The following is a 19,926-nucleotide window of genomic DNA, read 5'->3' as shown; positions in this document are numbered from 1 at the left end:
AAATTTTTAAGTATTTTAAATTTTTTGATATAATAATACATTATAGGGAGGTATGTACATGTATAATATTTTTTTAACAGGTGAAAAAAATGTAGGTAAAAGTACAATTGTAGAAAAAATATTACAGTCTCTTTCTAGTAGTATAGGTGGATATTCAACAGAATTTATTATGAAGAATAATTTGAAGCATTTTTATTTAACTTCCTTGAGCCACAAAGGCAATAAAACATTGATGGCCATCGGAGACCATTCAATAAAAAAAATTATAAAAATTTATGAATACGCCTTTAATGTTTTTGGAGCAGGCCTAATATTAGACAGTATTCATACAAAGGATGTAATTATACTAGATGAGATTGGTTTTATAGAGAATGATTGTGATGAATTTAAAGCCTCTGTTATAAAAGCTTTAGATTCAAAAAAAATTATCATTGGAGTATTAAAGAATTATAATGGAGAGTTCATTAATTACATTAAAGATAGAAAGGACGTTATTCTATTTAATATAAATGAGGAAAATAGAGAGGAAATCCCTAAAATAATTATAGATATGATTAGGAATAAACAGTGTATCATTTAAAAAATAAAAGAACTAGGGGAACATATCAATATCATTACTCCCCTAGCTCTTAGTCAATATCAATTTAAGTCTATTTTTAACTCTTCTCCTACAATTTCGTATAGCTTATCAAAATCTGAAGTGACTATTTTATAATCCTTTAATCTCTCCATTTCTAGTCTAGGTTCTCCTTTATATTTTTCTATCTCCATAACGTACTCATTGTCTTTTATTCTTTTAAATAATCTCTTTCCCAAATAGGAATTTCTATTGTTCTCCGGCTTAGTTTCATCGTATATATCAATTTCACCATCGAATACTTCTAAGAATTTTCCTTCCTCTACGGTTAAATAAAATTTTATATTTTCTTTATTTTCTTCAAATACTAAGACTCTATAATTTTGAATTCCGTTCACAATATATTATAGCTACATATTTTCATAATTTTATGGTAATATTTATCTAAGTAAATCTTTGGTTAATTAATAGTAAAAGTGAGAAACTAACAGTACGTAAAGTAATTTCTATTAATTTTATACTTAATTCATTTACTGTTGAATATTAAATTGACAAAAACATTGGAAAGGGGTTTTAAAATGGAACATATTGAAACTTTTAAAAAATACGCACGCCTTGCTGTTAAAACGGGGGTTAATTTACAAAAGGGGCAAACTCTCGTTATTTCTGCTCCTGTAGAATGTGTTGAATTTGTAAGGTTAATTGTAGATATAGCTTATGATGAAGGAGCAAGGGATGTAGTTTTAAATTGGAAGGATGATTTAATATCAAAAACTAGATATTTAAAAGCTCCTGAAGAAATATTTGAAGAAATGCCTCAATGGCAAAAGGATTTTTATCTTCATTATAGTAGAGGTGGAGCTGCATTTTTAAGTATTTCTGCTTCTGACCCTGAAGTTTTAAAAGAAGTTGATCCTAATAGAATTTCAAAATTCCAAAAAACTTCAAGCATAGCATTGAGAGAACATCAAGAAAGACTTATGAGCAATAAAAATCCATGGTCTATAATATCTATACCAACAAAATCTTGGGCTAAAAAAGTATTCCCTGGAATAAGTGAAGAAGGCGCAGTAAAAAACCTTTGGGATGCTATATTTAAAATAGTAAGAGTAGATAAAGAAGATCCTGTAGCTGCTTGGAATGCACATAAAGAAAATTTAAAGAAGAGCTTAGATTTTTTAAATTCTAATAGCTTTAAATATCTTCAATATAAAAATTCCATTGGCACAGATGTAAAAGTAGAGCTACCAGAAGGTCATTTATGGCTTGGTGGCGGAGACTTTACACCTGAAGGCGTTGAGTTTATAGCTAATATGCCTACAGAAGAAGTATTTACATTGCCTTTAAAAACTGGAGTTAACGGTACTTTAGTTAGCTCAAAACCTCTTAACTATAATGGTAACTTAATTGAAAACTTTGCTTTAACCTTTAAGGATGGCAAAATTGTAGATTATAAAGCAGAAAAAGGTTATGAATCATTAAAAACCCTTATAGATACGGATGAAGGTTCACACTATTTAGGAGAAGTAGCTCTAGTTCCTTATGATTCTCCTATTTCAAATTCTAATATTATATTCTTTAATACATTGTATGATGAAAATGCTTCTTGCCATTTTGCCATAGGAAAAGCATACCCTGTGTGCATAAAAGGTGGAGAAAATATGAGCGACGAAGAACTACAAAAATCAGGAGTTAACGATTCTCTTACTCATGTGGACTTTATGGTAGGAACTAAAGACCTAAGCATCATGGGAATAACTCATGATGGTAAAGAAGTTCCTGTATTTAAGAATGGAAACTGGTCTTTTTAATTAAATTGGTAATACTACACAAATAAATATGGCATACTGATAATTTCCCCATTATATAAACGTTACAATAGGATTAAACCTGTGGGGTGTTATGAGTATGCCAAATAAAATTTTAATGCTATAACGCAAAAATTTCTTCTATTTCTTGCTGACCCATACTGGATATCAAAATTTCTTCTCCAGAATTTTCGTCCATTACTTTTCCTATTATTCCTCTCTTCTTTTCTTGTATTTTATAAATTTTTTCTTCTATGCTTCCCTTTGCAATAAGTCTTATAACTTCCACGGTTTTCTTCTGCCCTATTCTATGTGCTCTATCTGAAGCTTGCTCTTCTACGGCTGGATTCCACCATGGGTCAAAATGAATTACTATGTCAGCAGAGGTTAAGTTTAATCCAGTACCTCCTGCTTTAAGAGATATTAAAAATATTGGTACCCTACCCTCATTGAAATCTTTTACTAAAGCTCCTCTTATCTCACTTTTTATGCTTCCATCTAAATAGAGGTGATCAATGTTATTCTCCTTAAACTTCTGTGATATATTTTTTAAAACAGAGGTAAACTGAGAAAATATTAATATTCTATGTCCTTCTTCTATGGAGTTTTCTACTATATTTAAAAGAGCCTCCATCTTACCGTTTCCTCCATTGTAGTTTTCTATAAAAGTACTAGGATCACAACATATTTGTCTTAATCTTGTAATTAGAGATAGTATTTTAATTCTGCTTTTATTAAATCCATTTACCTTTATTTCCTCACTAAATTCCTTTTTAGCTTGAGTGGCAAAGGAGGCATAAATCTTTTTTTGTTCATCTTCCATATCTACTATTACATTATGCTCAATTTTAGGAGGCAATTCTTTAACTACATCCTTCTTTAATCTTCTTAAAATAAATGGCTTTATTCTTCTGTTCAGCTCAACTAAAGCCTTCTCCTCTTTGTTTTTCACTATAGGCATCTCATATTTTTGAGAAAATTTTCTATGAGTAAATAAGTACCCTGGCATAATAAAATCGAATATAGACCATAGTTCTGTAAGGGAATTTTCTATAGGTGTTCCCGTTAAAGCAAAACAATGATCCGCCTTTATACTTTTAACTGCCTGAGCATTTAAGGATTGAGGATTTTTTATATTTTGAGCTTCATCTAAAAAACAATGGCTAAACCTTATATGTTTATAGTCTTCAAAGTCTCTTCTTATAAGGGCATAGGAGGTAATTACCAAATCCGCTTCTTCAATGTTTTCAATGTCTTTTTCTCTTTCTTCTTTGCTTCCAGATACTACAACATACTTTAGATCCGGAACAAATTTATTAACTTCATCCACCCAATTGTACACCAGAGAAGTAGGGCAAATTACTATAGATGGACGCCTATCCTCAAGGTTTTCCTCCACTTGAGATTTTATAAAGGCTAAGGTTTGGAGAGTTTTACCTAGTCCCATTTCATCTGCAAGAATACCCCCAAAACCGCAGCTGCTTAGAGTTTTAAACCACTTAAAGCCAAACCTTTGGTAAGGTCTCATTATTCCTTTCAAGCTGCTAGGTACTTGAATATCTATATCTCCTATATCCTTAATACTATTTACTAGTTCCTTAAAGGGTTTATTTCTTTCTACAAAATCTAATTTATTATCCTTAATAGAAGAATCTAAATACACGGATTGATATTTAGAAAGTAGGATTCTATCCTTTTCTAATTGAGAGCCTTTTATATCTAAGTTCTCAATTAAGTTTAGTACATGGTTGAGATTATCCTCTAATAGAGAGATAAAACCACCTTTTTTCAATCTGTGATACTTTTTCTTTTCTTTTAAAGATTGGAATATATCCTTTAACTCACTTTTATCTATACCTTCAATATCAAAGGTAAATTCCAATAAGTTTTCTTCATTTAATCTAATAGTAGATTTATAGTTTGAGGAAGAATATATTCTCATATTTTTAAATTCCTCTGAATAGTAAACCTCACCTAATTCTTGAAGGAGTTCCATGCCTTTTAACATGAAATCTAATATTTCATCTTCATTTTCTAGAAAATAAGTATTCTTATCGCTTTTAAAAGAAAAGTTTTCTAAAATATTTATAATTTTATTTTCCTCATCTATATTTCTAACTAATATCTTTTCTTTTTCTCTTTCTTCTCTTACTAAAGGATTTATTTCTATTTCTCCATACTTAAAAATTATAGTGCATAAAATCTCTTTTTCATTTTTATCAAAATATATAGAGGTTTTTAAAGGCTCTTGATAAAATCTATCTTTAAACCTCTCTTCTACCTCTACCTTTCTACCTATCTTATTTAGCAGTGGAAGTACATAGGAAGCTATTTCTTCATTGTAATCTTCCTTAAAACTAATCTCCATGGTTTTTTCATGTATAAAAGTATTAAATAACACTCTATAAGCTCTAACCCAACTTTCCGAAGGTATGTATATTTTTCCTTCATAGAAAAAATAATTACTACTTTTACTTAGAGAGGTGGGTAATTCTGAAACTTGACTTATAAATACATTATCATCTTCTAGCTTTAAACTAAAATCTATAAAAAAATCTTCATTCATTATAGGCACTTCTCCTAGATCACTGTCATCAATGGTTAATCCTATAGTCCTATTTTTAAGAATGTTAAGTATCTTTTCTAAATTATTTTCTGTAAGATATACTTTTTTACCTCTTATTATCTTAGCACTGTTATCTGCATAATGGCTTATATTTTGAATCATATTATCATTTTCATAAATATCCATTAATAAGTTTATTATCTCTTCATCTTCTTTTCTAAAACTATGGATCTCAGGATTTAGAGTAAAACCCTTACCAAAATAAATTTCTTTTTCAAATTTTAACCCTTCCATGAATTCTCTTATATTCTTCACAACATATTCTTTGCTTTCTCCTACTTTCATTTCAAAGGTTATAAAGCCACCATAACCCATAGAAAAGTCTAGTTTATATCTAGTATTTAAATATTTTTTATTTACAATTCCTCTATCTTCTAAAAAGCTCTTTTTAATATTTTTTAGTATTTCTTCACTTTTTCTCATTTCGTAACTTTTTAATATTTTTTCCTTATTGTCAATAAAATGAAGAATTACTGCTACTATATGTTTACAGACTTTTCCCACGTATATACAATCACAGCCACATGTAAAATAATTACTTCCATTGATAAGTTCTACATGGGTATCATATTCTTTAAGTCCATTAGAAGAAAGAACTTTAGAATTGATCTCTAGAGCAGTATTTCCCCATCTTTTAACTATTTTTCCTTCTATGCTTGAAATGGAATTATTATTGTAGCATCTGATACCTCTAGCATATATAAGATCTCCAGCTGCTCTCTTAATAACCCCTTTATCTATATGAAACAAAAGTCAATTCCTCCTCTTAGCATTACTAATTATGATTATATCCAATATCTATTTTACTATAAAGAAAAAAAGAAAGAAATTAACATATCTCTTTCTTTAAAATAATTTTATTATATATCTAGCGTAGAAAGTATAATCATAAGTCCCCCTACTATATGATATATACCTAAAGGTTCTCCTAAAAATATAGTACCATAGACCAAAGCTGATATGGGATCTATGTAACTTAGTAAGGATGCCCTTTGTGCTGTCACATGTTCAATACCAGAAAAGTACAATAAATATGCTACACCAGTGTGAACTACACCTAATATTAATATATTTATTAGAGAGTTCATATTCTCTATATATAAATTCCCTCTATATATTACAATTGGAGTTAATATAATGGTACTTATAAAAATTTGTACAAAGGTTCTATCATAGCTAGAAAAGTTTTTAATGCATTTATTCAATAAAACCACAGCAGCATATGCTATGGCAGCTAAAATTCCATAAGCAATTCCTTTACTATGAATATAGTTACCACTACCGCCTTGTGGTTGATTCATAACAATTAAGGCTAGTCCAAACATAGCCACTATTACTGATGCTAATTTTTTTACTGTCAACTTTTCCTTTAATACAATAGGTGAAATCAATACCACAAATATAGGAGCTGCATAATAGCTTAAAGTGCCATTAGCTATAGTGGTATATTTATAAGCTTGGAATAAAAGTAGCCAGTTAAATACCATGACGAATCCTGAAATAATAAGTAAAATCATGTTTTTCTTATTATCCTTTTTATTTTCTTCCTCTTCTTCCTTATGTTCCTCTCCTACTTGTCTCTTCTTAGCTATGGTCTTCACAATAAATAAGAAAACACTAGCAATAATAGCTCTTAAAAATACCATCTCAATAGAAGGTAAATTAATGCTTTTTACAAATAAGCCTATGCTCCCAAAAATGGCCATTGCTAGTATTATTTTAAAATCTGGTTTCATGAATAAGTCCCCCTTTAACAAGTCAAATTTCTTCTATTCTATCATATTTTAATTAGAAAATCTTTATCAAGCTTTCGCCCATGTTGGACATAACAACAAACCCCATAAGAATTACTTCTTATGGGGTAAATTTAGCAAATATTATTATCTTCTAAATCCTCTGTTATTGTTTTGTTGTTTTCTTGCTCTTCTACAATCAGCACATCTCTGTGGTTCGTTTTCGAATCCTTTTTCTTTGTAGAAATCCTGTTCTGCTTCTGTAAATACGAATTCTTTTCCGCAATCTTTACAAGTTATATTCTTATCTGCCATTTTAACATTCCTCCTTTTTCAATATTAAGATTTAAAGTTGATTAATCTAACCTTTTAAAAAAGAGGAAATATTATTCATCATATTAAATCTCTTGCTAATAATTAACTTAACTACCAGCGCTTGATAAGTATATCACTTATATATTTAATATGCAATAGATAGTTTAAAAATAGTTTTTATTTAATTATTTTAAGTTTAATCAACTTTTCTTCTCATCTCTTTTTGTAATTTCTTTAAGGCTTTCTTAGACCCTCTTTCAATATCTCTTTTCAACTTTCTTTCCTCATAGCTAGTGAATAAACTGTTTAAATCATAATCCTTTGGATATAAATTTTCAGCTTCTAAAAATAGTTCCACCCTCTTTATATTAACTTCAATTATTTTATTCCCATATAGTACTTTTATATTATTGAATTCATCTTTTTCTTTATAGATTATTCCAAAATCATTGTAATCTAGCAGTCTTACCTTGTCGCCAATTTTGTACTGGTAACTTTCTTCAGTGCTTTCCTCTATTTCAATAATTACATCCTCTTTTTTTATCTTACTTCTCTTTACTAGATCAAGATTATAATCTTTTTTTTCAATGTAGCTCTTTGCTCTCTTTAGTACTTCTTCTTTTAATCCCATTTTCTTTCCTATCCAAAGAGCATTACTTTCTCCTGATTGTCCTATAGTTAATTTATATAGAGGCTCTAGAGTTTCGGGATTAAACTGCATACAGGCATTTTGAAACTCTGGATGATTTTCTCCGAACTTTTTTATCTCTCCATAGTGGGTTGTGGCTACAGTTATACATCCCATATGATAAAATTCCTCTAATATAGAAATAGCAAGAGCTGCTCCCTCATTAGGCTCTGTCCCAGTTCCTATTTCATCAAAGAGTAAAAGAGTTCTTCTATTTGCCTCTTTCATAATTTGAGCTAAATTATTTATATGAGAGGAGAAGGTGCTTAGAGAATTTTCTAGGCTTTGGTTGTCTCCTATATCTACAAATACTTTATCGTATATACTAAACTCTGAGTCCTTAGCTGCACTTATATGAAATCCTGATTGAAGTGCTAAGGTTAATAGTCCTAAGGTTTTTAACACCACGGTTTTTCCTCCTGCATTAGGTCCAGTTATAATTAAACTTCTATAGTCTCCTCCTATTTCAAAATTTAGAGGAATTATCTCTCCTGTTAGCAATGGATGTTTTCCTTTTATTATCTTGGTATATCCATAGTCATTTACCTTAGGTTCAATGCCATTTATACTATTGCTGTATTTTGCTTTTGCAAATACCATATCATAATGCCCCATAAGCTCTAAATTAATTTTTATCTCTCTAACTTTTTCATAAACTAGTCCAGTTAGATATGATAAAATTTGATATACTTCACAAGCCTCTTCTGACTTTAATGCTACTAATTCAATATTAAATTTTCCAATGGAGTTTGGTTCCATAAATACAGTCGAACCTTTTGATGAAATGTCTACTATTACCCCATCAACCTGATTTTTGCAAGTGGCTTTTATCGGTACTACATATCTATCATTTCTTTTACTTATATAAAACTCCTGTATATATTTCTTGTTTTCGCTGGAAGTTAAAAACTTATTTAATTTCTCTTGAATTTTACTTTCTGTATTTTCTATGTGTCTCCTTATTCTCCTCAGTTCCTTACTAGCTGAAGAATCCACTGTATTGCCTTTTATAGAATTATTTATTTCTTCTTCTATAGTTTTTACTTCTGTGATTGAAGTTGCATAAGAACTTAATGTAGGAGCATAAGTCTCTTTATCTATCATAAACTGCTTAACTTTTCTGCACCCTCTTAAAAAATCGGAAACTATGGTAAGTTCTTCTCCTGATAACACTCCACCCTTTTCAATTTTTTCTAAAGCAGCCTTTATATTAAATAATCCTTCTAAAGGTATGTGATTTGTCATATTTAATAAATTTTTACCTTCACTGGTTTCCTTCAATCTTCTTTGAACAACCTTAATGTCATTGCTTGGCTCTAACTTATCTATTAATTCTTTTCCTAAACCGCTTACACAATAAGATTTTACTAATTCCTTCAATTCGTTGTATTGTAATTTTTCAAATGTAATATTATTCACTTTTAAATATCTCCTTCACAAAAATTTATAGAAATTTTTCCTTGATTTTATAAATCTCCATGAAGATACGCTCCAAAGAATAGGTTTGTAGTAAAAATAAAAGCTGTGGATACTTCCACAGCTTAAAATCATACCTCAATAAAGACAGCCTAAATAAACTATCCTTTAATATATTAAAGTACATTATAAGTGGACTTAGTATCTTCATATTATCTTTGAATAAATCCATAGCAAATAAAGGTATTTTATATACCTCTTTTTAGATTTATTCACCAAAAACATGTCTATTCTGATACTACCCCGCTCATAAAGCACCTCATCTTTCTTATTTCAAACCTATCTCATACTAGTTTATTCTACGCTCTTAAAAATGTCAATAGGTTTTATTTAACTCTCCAAGTGGTTCCTTCTTTAGAATCAATAATCTCAATATTATTACTCAATAAAATCTCTCTAATTTCGTCCCCTCTTGCCCAATCTTTATTTTTTCTTGCAATATTTCTTTCTTCTATAAGCTCTTCAACCCATTTTTCATCCATTAAGATTTCTTTTGTCTCTTCTTCACTTAAAAGATTTAGTGAAAATACCCTGTCAAAATCCTCAATAAGGTAAGCTTTCTCATTATTATTTAAAGTCCCTTCCTTTATTACCTCTTCTAAAACAGTAAAAGCGTTAGGTAAATTTAAATCATCACTTATTTGGGAAGAAAACTTTTCCTTATAACTATATATTTTATTTTCATCTATCTTCTCATCCTCAAGTTTATTGTTCACTATATTATTTACTTTGTTTTTTAGTTTCTTCAGTGCCTTTCTTGCCTCTTCAAGGCTCTCGAAGCTAAATAGTAGTTGTTTTCTATATCTAGATTGTAGGCAAAAATATCTATAATCTAATGGACTATACCCCTCTTCTACTAACCTTGATAGAGTAAGAAAATCTCCACTGGATTTTGACATCTTTCCCTTGTTTAGTACTAAAAACTCTCCATGCATCCAGTAGTTAACCCACTTATGGCCTAAAGCACTTTCTGATTGAGCGATCTCATTTGTGTGGTGAACAGGAATGTGGTCAACTCCTCCGCAGTGAATATCTATTCTATCCCCTAAATATTTTATTGACATAGCAGAACATTCTATATGCCACCCTGGAAAGCCTTTTCCCCAAGGGGATTCCCATTGCATTATCTGATTAGTAAATTTTGAGTTTGTAAACCACAATACAAAATCTAAAGGATTTTTCTTATAAGGATCAACCTCAACTCTATTTCCTGCTTCTAATTCTTCTAAAGTAAGATTAGCTAGTTTATTATAATCTTCAAATTTATCTATGGAAAAATAAACATTACCATTAGCTATATAGGTAAAACCTTTCTCCTCTAATATTTTAATGAACTGAATCATATCTTCAATGTGTTCTGTTGCTCTGCTAATTATTGAAGGAGTCTCTACATTTAGTTTTTCACAATCCTTTAAGAAAGCTTCCTCATAAAATCTAGCTATTTCCCATACTGTCTTCTTTTCTCTACTAGCTCCTAAAGCCATTTTATCCTCTCCAGAATCTCCATCAGATTCTAGGTGACCTACATCCGTAATATTCATCACATGCTTTACTTCATACCCCAAATAAGTTAAGGATTTTTTTAGTACATCCTCAAATATATAGGTTCTTAAGTTACCTATGTGGGCAAAGTTGTAAACTGTAGGTCCACAGGTATATATACCTACCTTTCCTTCTTCTATTGGGATTAACTTTTCTTTAACTCTGCTCAAAGTATTATAAACTTTAAAATCCATTTTCTTCACTTCCTTTTAATATCTCGTGTACACTTCTATACACTGATTGATTTTACTTATTTTGTACATAGACTACATATAATTTATGTAGTCTATATATTATTGCTTTGTGGATAAATTGATTATAGTTTCTCGTACAATTTACCTCTTAAAATTTCTAACTGCTCTTTTAGTTTTTTATTTTCTTCTTCAAGTTCCTTAATCTTTTTATCTTTAGCTATTATAATAATATCTTTAGATTTAGCTGTCTTGTCATATTTAGCTCTTTGATTCATTTCTCTACTAACTTGTTGCTGTCTTAAATCTTCAATTCTCTTCTTAACTTCTTTATTATTGTATAAAAATGTTTTAGACACTCCACTAAACTGTGAAACACTATTAAAATTAATTTTTTCTCCATTAAGAGAAAGTTCTCTAATAGCTTTATCAACCTTTTCTAATGTATTTTTTGTCTTTTCTTCTGCATATTTCTTTAATCCTTTTGTGTTTCCAGCCATTATTGAACATCCTCCCTTGAACCACCATTTTTATGAAGTATCTTTTGTTCTCTTACTCTTTCGAGTGTATCTTCTAACAGTTTTAAGTATGTCTTATTCTTTTCTGCCCATAGCTCTCTGCCACATCTTTCACTAATCTCAATTTGCTTTTTTACACTGTTTATTTCTTCTTCATATTCAGGTATATTCTCGACTGTGGTACAGAAACTTGCACAGGTTAAGCAATGATTCATTTGTTGCTTACAAGGTAATTTAGAAGGCTTAAAGCATACACCAAAGGGTACTCTTACCGCATCCAAATTCTTTTTAACATATTCATACCTTATTAGATTTTCGCCATCATCAGAATTTAAATCTACTTGTTCAAGTTTATTAGTTTCAGCATTAACTCTAAATAAGTCTAAATCCTCAGTATTCTTCCATTTCTCGTAGAGTGTATTTTCTGTTACTGTAGCATAATGAACAGTCATTTGAAGACTTTGATGCCCTAATATTTGTTGTATAATACTGATTCCCATACCTTGTTCCACATATTCTTTAGCTCTTGTATGCCTTAGAGAATGTAATCTAAAGTGATACAATTCACCATTAACATCCCTAATGTCTTTTTCTTCAATAAGCCTTTTTATAGTTCTTAACAAAGATGCTTTGTTCAATGGTTTTCCTTTTAATTTACCTTCATAAGTATTAAATAAATACTTCTTAGGATTATTTTCTTCTGTACTTAGTTCTTTAGCTTTATCAATAGCTTCTTGAACCATATCAGCAACCTTATCCCTAATCGGGATTTTAAGTTGTGCTATACCTGTTTTAGTTATTTCACCACAAAGATAGTAGTTATATTTCTCTTCTTTACTATTCCAAATCTGTTCTAAGCAATTATCATATCTAAGGTTTAATATATCAGTACCACGCCATCCAGTTTCCCTAAGAAGAATATAAATAGGGATATACTGAGGTCTATCTAAATCCATGATGTTATTATCCAGTTGTTTCAATATAGGCTCTGGAACAAATTTAGCTTTTTTTACTTCATCTTTATTTAATTCTCTTTTAGGAATGTCATCTTGAAATATTAAGAACGATACTTCTTTTTTAGGTGCTTTATCATATTGAGCTATCTGAATATACTCTAAAAATGTTCTGATGTAAGATACAAATTTACTTTTGTAAGTTGGATTTTTATCGTTATAATCGCTATTTATCCAATATAAATATTCTTCGATATCATTTCTCGATAAATTCTCTATAAATCCATCAGTATAACCATTTTTATAAAAAACATTAAAGAAATAATTCATTATATTGAGTATGCAAAAACAGTGAGAAAAACTTTTCTTAGTAATTAAAGTTTTATAATATTTTTTTACAGTTTCTCTATAATAACTTGGTATATAATTAAAATTTAAACAATTTGTTTGTCTACTTTGAGTTGCACCTGATTTCTTTGCTCCAATAATATTTTTTAAACACCATATATCTTTTTCAGTTTCTTCTCTACAATCGTAAAAATCTTTAATAAATGCTATTATAACATTTATTGTATAATTATAATTTTCAGCCTTTACTCCGCCATTAGATTTCGGCTTAAAACCATTGTTTAAAAGATGTAATATCCATTTATTATTAACTTTATCAATCTTAAGACTTTCAAAACTTTCTTTGTCTAAATAATATCTATTTAAAAAAATCGACAACTGATTAAAAGTTTCTGAAATTCTTAATAAAAACTTTATTCCTAATAAATTTTCTTTAAAATGATAAAGAATATAGTATTTTACTTCGTTTTTTAGTTTTATATTTTGAAAATTATTAAAATTTATATATCTAAATATTGAAGTTCCAACTTTTACTCTTTCACCTTTAAATACTTCTTCTGTTAAATCCCATTTATTATTTTCTAACCAATATCCATCATTTTGTTTTAGATATTCAATTATTTCATCATACTTACTTTGTTGATTGTCTATCTTTTGTAAATTATTCATACTTATTCTCCTTCGTTATAAATATCTAAGCTCAAATTAGGTTGAATTTTATCAAACTCTCTTGATATTTCTTCATCAGAAGGATGTATATAAGTATTCATTGTGGTATATATATTTTTATGACCAGCTCTAATTCTTAAAAGCTCCGGTTGCCACCCAGTCATTCTAAGAACCGTTAGTGAGCTATGTCTAAACATATGTGGTGTTACATATATTCCTGCTTTCTTTTTGAGACTTCTAAATAGATTATCTACATCTACATAGTCCATAGCTTTAAATTTATTGCTACCACTTATCTTTATGAATATATGGTTAGTTTCTACTTCTTCATTATGGTATTCAGCTATATATTCCATGAACATACCAGCTAAATTCTGTGATATATCTATTCTACGAGGACTTGATACTGTTTTAATCTCTGCATTATTTTCTAATTGTCCTCTGTCTTTCAAGTCGATTATCATGTCACTTATATCAAAATCTTCAATCCACAAAGATAAGGCTTCGCCTATTCTTATACCAGTTTCATACAGTAGTGATAATAAAAATCTATCTCTTAGATTATTACAAGCTCTAACGAGCATTTCTATTTCATTTTTAGAAAGTGTTTTAGGCTTACTTTTAGACACTTTTAATTTAAGAATATTACTGGTAACTTTTTTCTTATCATAAGCTATTCCATATAAAAATCCTTTAAAGTTTCTACTTGAACTTGCAACAAACTTTTTAAGTCTTTCTGATACATCATTACTGTATTGTTCATGCCTTAGAATATAATCATAAAATCTCAATACAGTATCCACTATAATATTTACTGTTCTTGGACTCCTTGCAGTATCTACAGGTGTTACAGGTATTACTTTCAAACTCTTATATGGATTTTGCAACCAGTTAACAAATAATGATAAATCATCAATAGTAACTTTCTGAAAATCTAAATCACACTGTTCCAAATACTCAAAATATAACTTTAAATGTTGGCAATACATTCTTAGTGTATTTCTTGCATAATTAGTGTTATCCTTAAATCTTATAAACTTTAATACTGGTTCTATTGGTAATCCGTCATCATCTGCTACAAAGTACCTCTCTTTTCCTTCCTCTGTTTTAACCTTCACTACTTCCATTTTTCTATATACACTCCTATAATTATTATTTTCTAATCATAGTGTGTATTATAACTACTATATTTATACTAACTATTTATATAGTAATCTATGTTATGTTTTTATATAAAAGTAATAGATAAGATACTATAAATACTATTTAGTCATCTACACTATATTTCTTTTATATAATTAAGTTATTATTTTTCTTGGTTAATTTACATGGTATAAAATCAATTACTAAATACTTTTGTTGATTTAGTAGTTATTGTATTTACTATATGAATAAACTAAAAAAACTGCAGGTTTTCGTGGTTTCTCTTAAACAGAAAAACCACAGGATATGACCTGCAGTTTAAATATCGATATATTAAATTTATAGAGAATTACACTATAAACTCAAAGGATATAAGATTATACAATGCAAACAGGTCTGTTGTTATTTATTTTTTTACATATTAAATTACTTAAACAACAACAGCAGCAACACATCATTGTAAATCTCCTCCAAATTTATTTTATATATTTATTATACAATGTTCCTAACAAAATTCATAGCATTGTTTATAATAATTATTTCTTTTATAATGAGCTTTACCCTCCAAGAGTTATATCCTGAGTATTATACCAATTCAGTGCGTCATAAAAATGTTCCTGATTAAAATCTGGCCAGTAATCATCAACAACAAAAAAATCTGAATATATAGACTGAACTGGTAAGAATCCACTTAATCTTCTTCTTCCTCCCCAACGTATGATTAAATCTACTCTAGAAATATCATTTGATTGAATTTGGTTGTTTATATTATTACTTAAAGAAGTTGATTTCTTCAGCTGGTATAAATCCCACTTCCAACTGTAATTTACTAGAAAATTAATCTTTATTCCACCATTTCCAAAAACTTTCCTCTCCGTATAGGGCATCAATTCTTCTGGAAACATAGGGGATTTTGTATTTCCTACCACCAAAAGAGACGCATTTTCTTTTGAGAGTATATTTACTGCATTTATACAAGCTTCTGTAAAAGCTTTTCTCTGTTCCGTTGGCCTTTTGGTATTGTCTGCGGTAAACCCATAATAAGTTACTTCTTTAACTCCTACCTTTTGACATAATTTAAATAGTAAAAGACCTGGGTCAATTCCCTGGTCATATCCTTTTTCTTTTGATAATCCTTTTCCTTCAGCCCATCTTCTATTTCCATCTGGTATTATTCCTATGTGTCTTGGTATTTTCATGTCAACCACCTCATTTTTTACATATATAATAAATGTTTTCATATGTATTATTGACATTATTATCAAAACTAATTCAAAATAGATGTGGTGAGCTTTAATTAGCGTCTAAATCTTCTTTTACATTTAAAAATCTTTCCTTTAGCAATTTTATATCATCATCTATGAACCTATGCTGTATAGTCTTTACATCAAATTTAAATAATTTAAAGGCAAATTGTATAAAATACCCAAGGGATATTGCTATGATGAATGTTCCTAATCCTACATGACCTCCTAGTATATATCCTACAATCAATGCACCTAATTCAATGGTTCCTCTTATAAGTCTAACAGATTTTTGAGTCTTTTTCGTTAGAGCTACCATTAAACCATCCCTTGGTCCTGAACCTAGCCCTACACTAATATAAAAGTAAGTTCCAATTCCAATTACTATCATTCCCAAAAACATCATAATAACATTTAATAGAAGATTGTTGAATACTAGAATTATATTATTCAGCATTAAGAAATCCATGAAAAAACCAATGACTATCATATTGAGTATGGTTGCCCATCCTATTTTTTCTCCCAATATGCTATCTAATATTACAATTACAACTCCAACGGTAATACTTCCCTTACCCATAGTAATGTTAGCAATTTTTGAAATACCTTGATGCAAAACATCCCAAGGTGACAAGCCTAGATTAGCATTAATTGTCATAACTATACCCGTTGCACATAAAAAAAATCCTGTAAATAGCTTAATGAATATCATAATTACTTTTTTCATATTTTATAAAACCTTCTAGCCCCAAATCAAAGATTTCTACTTCATTATAATATAACAACCTCTATAGTAGTCAAGCATGTTGAGCATTTTGAGCATTAAAAGTTGAGATAATGCTTTATAAAAAATATTTAACCCTATTTCATTACCTATTAATTGTTACAACTAAGTTATCTTTATAGAATACTATACAGTAGAAGCTTATCTTAAATAAAATGTAGGAGATGAATAAATAATGTCGTATATTTCACAAGAAATAGATAATGCAGCAGCAATTAAAAAAAATGGCTTCATACTGGATTTAAGTGATTTACAATATATGAAAGATATTGATGAAGAAAATGAAGTATATTTGATTACAGAGGATTTAAAAAAAGTATTTTTCGATAGTACTGAAGATAGATTGGATTTAAAAAGTATTGACTATATAGTAATAAGCGGAGACTTTGTAGAATATGGTAATGATGAAGAAGCATTTGAAAAAGCATTCAATTTTATAAGCATGTTATCTAAAGAATGCAATATACCTTTTGAAAAAGTTGTTATTGTCCCTGGAAATCATGACTTAAGTTGGACAATTACAATGGATGCTTATAAATTGGCAATAGGAACACCAACAGCTACAGATAAAGTAGTTGATAATATAGGTAATGATTTATTCTATCTAAAAAGAAATGACGAAATATGGAGACAAAAGTTTGCAAACTATAGCAAATTCCTGTATGAAAAACTATATGGCACACCCTTTCCACCAAACCCTAAAGAACAGCTAAAAGTAATCACTGGAAATTTTATTAGCGATAGAAAAATTGGTTTTTTTATGATTAATACTTCTGCTGAAACAGATCAATTTAATCGTGAAATCACCTACTTTGACTTAGAGAGTCTTATAAAAGCCTCGAGGGAATATAAAGATAACAATATGATTAAGATAGCTGTAGGACATCATCCAGCAAATCTTGTAAATGGTTATGGAGATGATATACCCTTTGTCAATGCTTTACAAAACGAAGACTTCAAAATATATTTGCATGGTCACGTTCATAGAGATATAAGTTTAGACTGTTTTAATCCTCAAAATATAAATCCAAATATAATTATGATAGGATCTGGCGCTTTAAGTGTTAACAAAAAAGGAATGTGGCCCGGAATTCCTCAACGATATAATGTCATCAGAATAAAAGATATAAATGATACTAAAAAAATACTATTAACCGTGAACACCAGACAAAGAGAATATATAGGAAGCCATTGGCAACCAGCTTATATTTATTACAATGAGCCTAATAAGACTATGTCTAATATATGGAATGGTATAGTTTAACCCTGTATTTCAATTCTAATAAAGATACTAATTGTGGAAGAATTCAAAAGGGTCTGTCTCAAAATACAATTTTGAGACAGACCCTTAATTTATCATTGAGTTTTATTTTCATAAGTTTTTATTAAATCATAATCGAGAATATCATCAGAATACTCCAATTCTTGTAAAACCTTCTGTTTAATCTTTTTTAACTCTTCAGTTTCAGATATTACATTGCCTGAGGCTATATCATAATACTGATTAGACCAGGAAACATAAAAGATCTCTCCATTAGTAAAAGAACCATTTCTGAAAATTACTCTATCCTCAGTGGAATTTAATATATCCTGCCCTAGCATATATTTATTAGGCAAATTAAATAAATTTGCTAAAGTTGGATATACATCCATTTGTCCTGAATAGGTATTGTTAACACTTTTATGCTCATCTTTAGGAAAATGTATTAGCATAGGTACTTTTTGATATTGATACCAATCCAAATCTGTAGGATTAGTAGCCCCTTCAAATTTATATAACTCTTCAGCATACTCTTTTGGAATAGCACTATGATCTCCATAAATAAGAATAATTGAATCATCTGCTAGTCCATCTTTTTCGATCTTGTCCAAAAACATTCCTAACTGTTTGTCAGTATAGTGGATTCCTCTTAAGTAATCTCCTAATAAAGTATTTTCATACTCTCCCACATTAAAACTGCCATAGCCTTCTGCATCCTCATAAGGAAAATGACTGCTTAAAGTTACCATGAAGGAGTAAAATGGCTCCTTTAATTCTTTTATCTTTTCAAATGACTGATTAAAAAATGATTCATCACTTAATCCAAGGCCTACTCTGTCATTTAATTCAAAACTATGCTCTCCATGAAAATTATCAAACCCTTCTGTATTATACATAACATTCCTATTCCAAAAACCTTCTATATATCCATGAAAGGCAGCTGTATTATATCCCTTTTCTTTTAAAGCTTTAGGTAATGAATTAAGTGTGTTACCTGAATATTGATAATAAGCCGCTCCTGAAGCTGCTGGGTACAAGGAATTATTAACCATAAACTCCGCATCTGAAGTATTACCGCCTGCTACTTGATAAAAAAAGTTATCAAAATACATACTTTTATTTATCCATTTATTAAGGTTTGGAGTAATTTCTTCCCCATTTATCTTTTTATTTACTACGAAGCTTTGCAGAGCTTCTACCTGTATTACAATTAAATTTTTGCCTTCAGCTTCTCCAGCAAAGTTTATACCCTTAGTTTCACCTTTCTCTTTTAAGAACGATTGAACTTCCTCTATTCTTGCTTCTGGCACTTTCTTCGATCTACTTATTTTATTTGTAATATAATTGTAGCTATCTATGGCATGAAAGTTGATATTTCCTAAAACCTTTGTTAGATAAAGCTTATTACTCATAGTTTTGATTAGTAAAGGTTGTTCTTTGGATAGCTTATAAATATATTTTCCATTAAAGCCAACTCCTAAAGAAAATATAAATATAAAAACCATAAATCTCAATCTGAATTTAAATTCTTTTCTTTCTATGTTCTTCATTATTTTCATTAAAGGAATAAGTAAAATTATATCTAAAAAATATAAAATATCTTTAGATTTTATTAAAGCTAATACACTAGATGATACGCTCTTAAGTAAAAAGCTATCCTTTATTGCTCCCATGGAAATAACGTCTTTAAAATATCTATAATAAAGTGTATCCGCAAATAAAATTAAACTAATAATTATATTCACTGTATAAAAAAAATTTTTTCTACCATTATTTTTAAATAAATATCCAATAGCTACAATGGGCAAAATTGAAGCCACAACTGGCCCTTGCAATGCTATGGGATTAAAATATTCTGGTGATATTTCTTTTCCATAATATAAAACTTTAGCCGTTACTATAATTAAAAAAGTCAGTGCATCCCAATGCTGTGCCCACTGTTTTTGTATATTTAACCAAATATTACTTAAGGTATTTTGTGAATTATGTTCTACTATAGTTCTATTATCCATTCTTCTCTCCTATTTTGAAAACTAATATTAATATCTAC

At 29.1% G+C, this 19,926-nt stretch carries 15 protein-coding genes; 3 read left to right on the top strand and 12 right to left on the bottom strand.

Going from position 1 to position 19,926, the window contains the following annotated elements; genetic code table 11:
* Positions 1–58: 58 nt before the first annotated feature.
* The gene (locus KQI86_RS10240) at positions 59–580 is read left to right on the top strand and encodes a nucleoside-triphosphatase (protein WP_216439172.1); all 522 of its coding nucleotides are present in this window, start codon (positions 59–61) and stop codon (positions 578–580) included.
* 59 nt (positions 581–639) lie between these two features.
* On the opposite strand, the gene KQI86_RS10235 is transcribed toward KQI86_RS10240, so the two are convergent.
* Positions 640–975 carry a hypothetical protein gene (locus KQI86_RS10235; RefSeq protein ID WP_216439171.1) on the bottom strand — a complete coding sequence of 112 codons (336 nt, stop codon included), beginning with the start codon at positions 973–975 and terminating at the stop codon, positions 640–642.
* Between the two features lie 180 nt (positions 976–1,155).
* On the opposite strand from KQI86_RS10235, the gene KQI86_RS10230 reads away from it, so the two are divergent.
* Entirely contained in the window at positions 1,156–2,388 is a 1,233-nt protein-coding gene (locus KQI86_RS10230; RefSeq protein ID WP_216439170.1) for an aminopeptidase, read from the top strand.
* Positions 2,389–2,506: 118 nt separating this feature from the next.
* Here KQI86_RS10230 and KQI86_RS10225 read toward each other — a convergent pair whose 3' ends face one another.
* The 10 genes from KQI86_RS10225 to KQI86_RS10180 form a co-directional block, all read right to left on the bottom strand.
* Entirely contained in the window at positions 2,507–5,761 is a 3,255-nt protein-coding gene (locus KQI86_RS10225) for a DEAD/DEAH box helicase (protein WP_216439169.1), read from the bottom strand.
* A 110-nt stretch (positions 5,762–5,871) separates the two neighbouring features.
* Positions 5,872–6,747 (bottom strand): DMT family transporter, encoded by an 876-nt coding sequence (locus KQI86_RS10220; RefSeq protein WP_216439168.1) that lies wholly within the window; start codon positions 6,745–6,747, stop codon positions 5,872–5,874.
* A gap of 144 nt (positions 6,748–6,891) precedes the next feature.
* Positions 6,892–7,059 (bottom strand): zinc-ribbon domain-containing protein, encoded by a 168-nt coding sequence (locus KQI86_RS10215; protein ID WP_216439167.1) that lies wholly within the window; start codon positions 7,057–7,059, stop codon positions 6,892–6,894.
* A 196-nt stretch (positions 7,060–7,255) separates the two neighbouring features.
* Positions 7,256–9,166, bottom strand: coding sequence for an endonuclease MutS2 (locus KQI86_RS10210; RefSeq protein ID WP_216439166.1), 1,911 nt, complete (start codon positions 9,164–9,166; stop codon positions 7,256–7,258).
* Between the two features lie 383 nt (positions 9,167–9,549).
* Positions 9,550–10,959 (bottom strand): cysteine--tRNA ligase, encoded by a 1,410-nt coding sequence (gene cysS, locus KQI86_RS10205; RefSeq protein WP_216439165.1) that lies wholly within the window; start codon positions 10,957–10,959, stop codon positions 9,550–9,552.
* A 122-nt stretch (positions 10,960–11,081) separates the two neighbouring features.
* The gene (locus tag KQI86_RS10200) at positions 11,082–11,456 is read right to left on the bottom strand and encodes a DUF6262 family protein (protein WP_216439164.1); all 375 of its coding nucleotides are present in this window, start codon (positions 11,454–11,456) and stop codon (positions 11,082–11,084) included.
* The gene (locus KQI86_RS10195; RefSeq protein WP_216439163.1) at positions 11,456–13,444 is read right to left on the bottom strand and encodes a tyrosine-type recombinase/integrase; all 1,989 of its coding nucleotides are present in this window, start codon (positions 13,442–13,444) and stop codon (positions 11,456–11,458) included. The genes KQI86_RS10200 and KQI86_RS10195 overlap by 1 nt, the downstream gene beginning before the upstream one ends.
* 2 nt (positions 13,445–13,446) lie before the next feature.
* Positions 13,447–14,571, bottom strand: coding sequence for a tyrosine-type recombinase/integrase (locus KQI86_RS10190; RefSeq protein WP_216439162.1), 1,125 nt, complete (start codon positions 14,569–14,571; stop codon positions 13,447–13,449).
* A 573-nt stretch (positions 14,572–15,144) separates the two neighbouring features.
* Positions 15,145–15,786, bottom strand: a complete 642-nt coding sequence (uppS, locus tag KQI86_RS10185; protein ID WP_216439161.1) for a polyprenyl diphosphate synthase — start codon at positions 15,784–15,786, stop codon at positions 15,145–15,147.
* Positions 15,787–15,880: 94 nt separating this feature from the next.
* The gene (locus KQI86_RS10180; RefSeq protein ID WP_216439160.1) at positions 15,881–16,558 is read right to left on the bottom strand and encodes a YczE/YyaS/YitT family protein; all 678 of its coding nucleotides are present in this window, start codon (positions 16,556–16,558) and stop codon (positions 15,881–15,883) included.
* A gap of 232 nt (positions 16,559–16,790) precedes the next feature.
* Here KQI86_RS10180 and KQI86_RS10175 point away from each other — a divergent pair, with 232 nt between their 5' ends.
* On the top strand, positions 16,791–17,879 hold the full coding sequence (locus KQI86_RS10175; protein WP_216439159.1) for a metallophosphoesterase family protein: 1,089 nt from the start codon (positions 16,791–16,793) through the stop codon (positions 17,877–17,879).
* 92 nt (positions 17,880–17,971) lie between these two features.
* Here KQI86_RS10175 and KQI86_RS10170 read toward each other — a convergent pair whose 3' ends face one another.
* Positions 17,972–19,888: an LTA synthase family protein gene (locus tag KQI86_RS10170; protein WP_216439158.1), complete on the bottom strand. Its 1,917-nt coding sequence runs from the start codon at positions 19,886–19,888 to the stop codon at positions 17,972–17,974.
* Between the last annotated feature and the right edge of the window lie 38 nt (positions 19,889–19,926).

Source organism: Clostridium mobile, from assembly GCF_018918285.1.
GTDB classification, from domain to species: Bacteria; Bacillota; Clostridia; order Clostridiales; family Clostridiaceae; genus Clostridium_AW; species Clostridium_AW mobile.
Note: the sequence above shows the minus strand (reverse complement) of the source record. Positions and strands in the feature narration are given on the sequence as shown.

Excerpts from the sequence above, each read along its gene's own strand:
- KQI86_RS10190 (WP_216439162.1), bottom strand. The coding sequence starts at position 14,571 with ATGGAAGTAGTGAAGGTTAAAACAGAGGAAGGAAAAGAGAGGTACTTT.
- KQI86_RS10230 (WP_216439170.1), top strand. The coding sequence starts at position 1,156 with ATGGAACATATTGAAACTTTTAAAAAATACGCACGCCTTGCTGTTAAA.
- KQI86_RS10240 (WP_216439172.1), top strand. The coding sequence starts at position 59 with ATGTATAATATTTTTTTAACAGGTGAAAAAAATGTAGGTAAAAGTACA.
- KQI86_RS10195 (WP_216439163.1), bottom strand. The coding sequence starts at position 13,444 with ATGAATAATTTACAAAAGATAGACAATCAACAAAGTAAGTATGATGAA.
- KQI86_RS10180 (WP_216439160.1), bottom strand. The coding sequence starts at position 16,558 with ATGAAAAAAGTAATTATGATATTCATTAAGCTATTTACAGGATTTTTT.
- cysS (WP_216439165.1), bottom strand. The coding sequence starts at position 10,959 with ATGGATTTTAAAGTTTATAATACTTTGAGCAGAGTTAAAGAAAAGTTA.
- uppS (WP_216439161.1), bottom strand. The coding sequence starts at position 15,786 with ATGAAAATACCAAGACACATAGGAATAATACCAGATGGAAATAGAAGA.
- KQI86_RS10170 (WP_216439158.1), bottom strand. The coding sequence starts at position 19,888 with ATGGATAATAGAACTATAGTAGAACATAATTCACAAAATACCTTAAGT.
- KQI86_RS10175 (WP_216439159.1), top strand. The coding sequence starts at position 16,791 with ATGTCGTATATTTCACAAGAAATAGATAATGCAGCAGCAATTAAAAAA.
- KQI86_RS10200 (WP_216439164.1), bottom strand. The coding sequence starts at position 11,456 with ATGGCTGGAAACACAAAAGGATTAAAGAAATATGCAGAAGAAAAGACA.
- KQI86_RS10220 (WP_216439168.1), bottom strand. The coding sequence starts at position 6,747 with ATGAAACCAGATTTTAAAATAATACTAGCAATGGCCATTTTTGGGAGC.
- KQI86_RS10215 (WP_216439167.1), bottom strand. The coding sequence starts at position 7,059 with ATGGCAGATAAGAATATAACTTGTAAAGATTGCGGAAAAGAATTCGTA.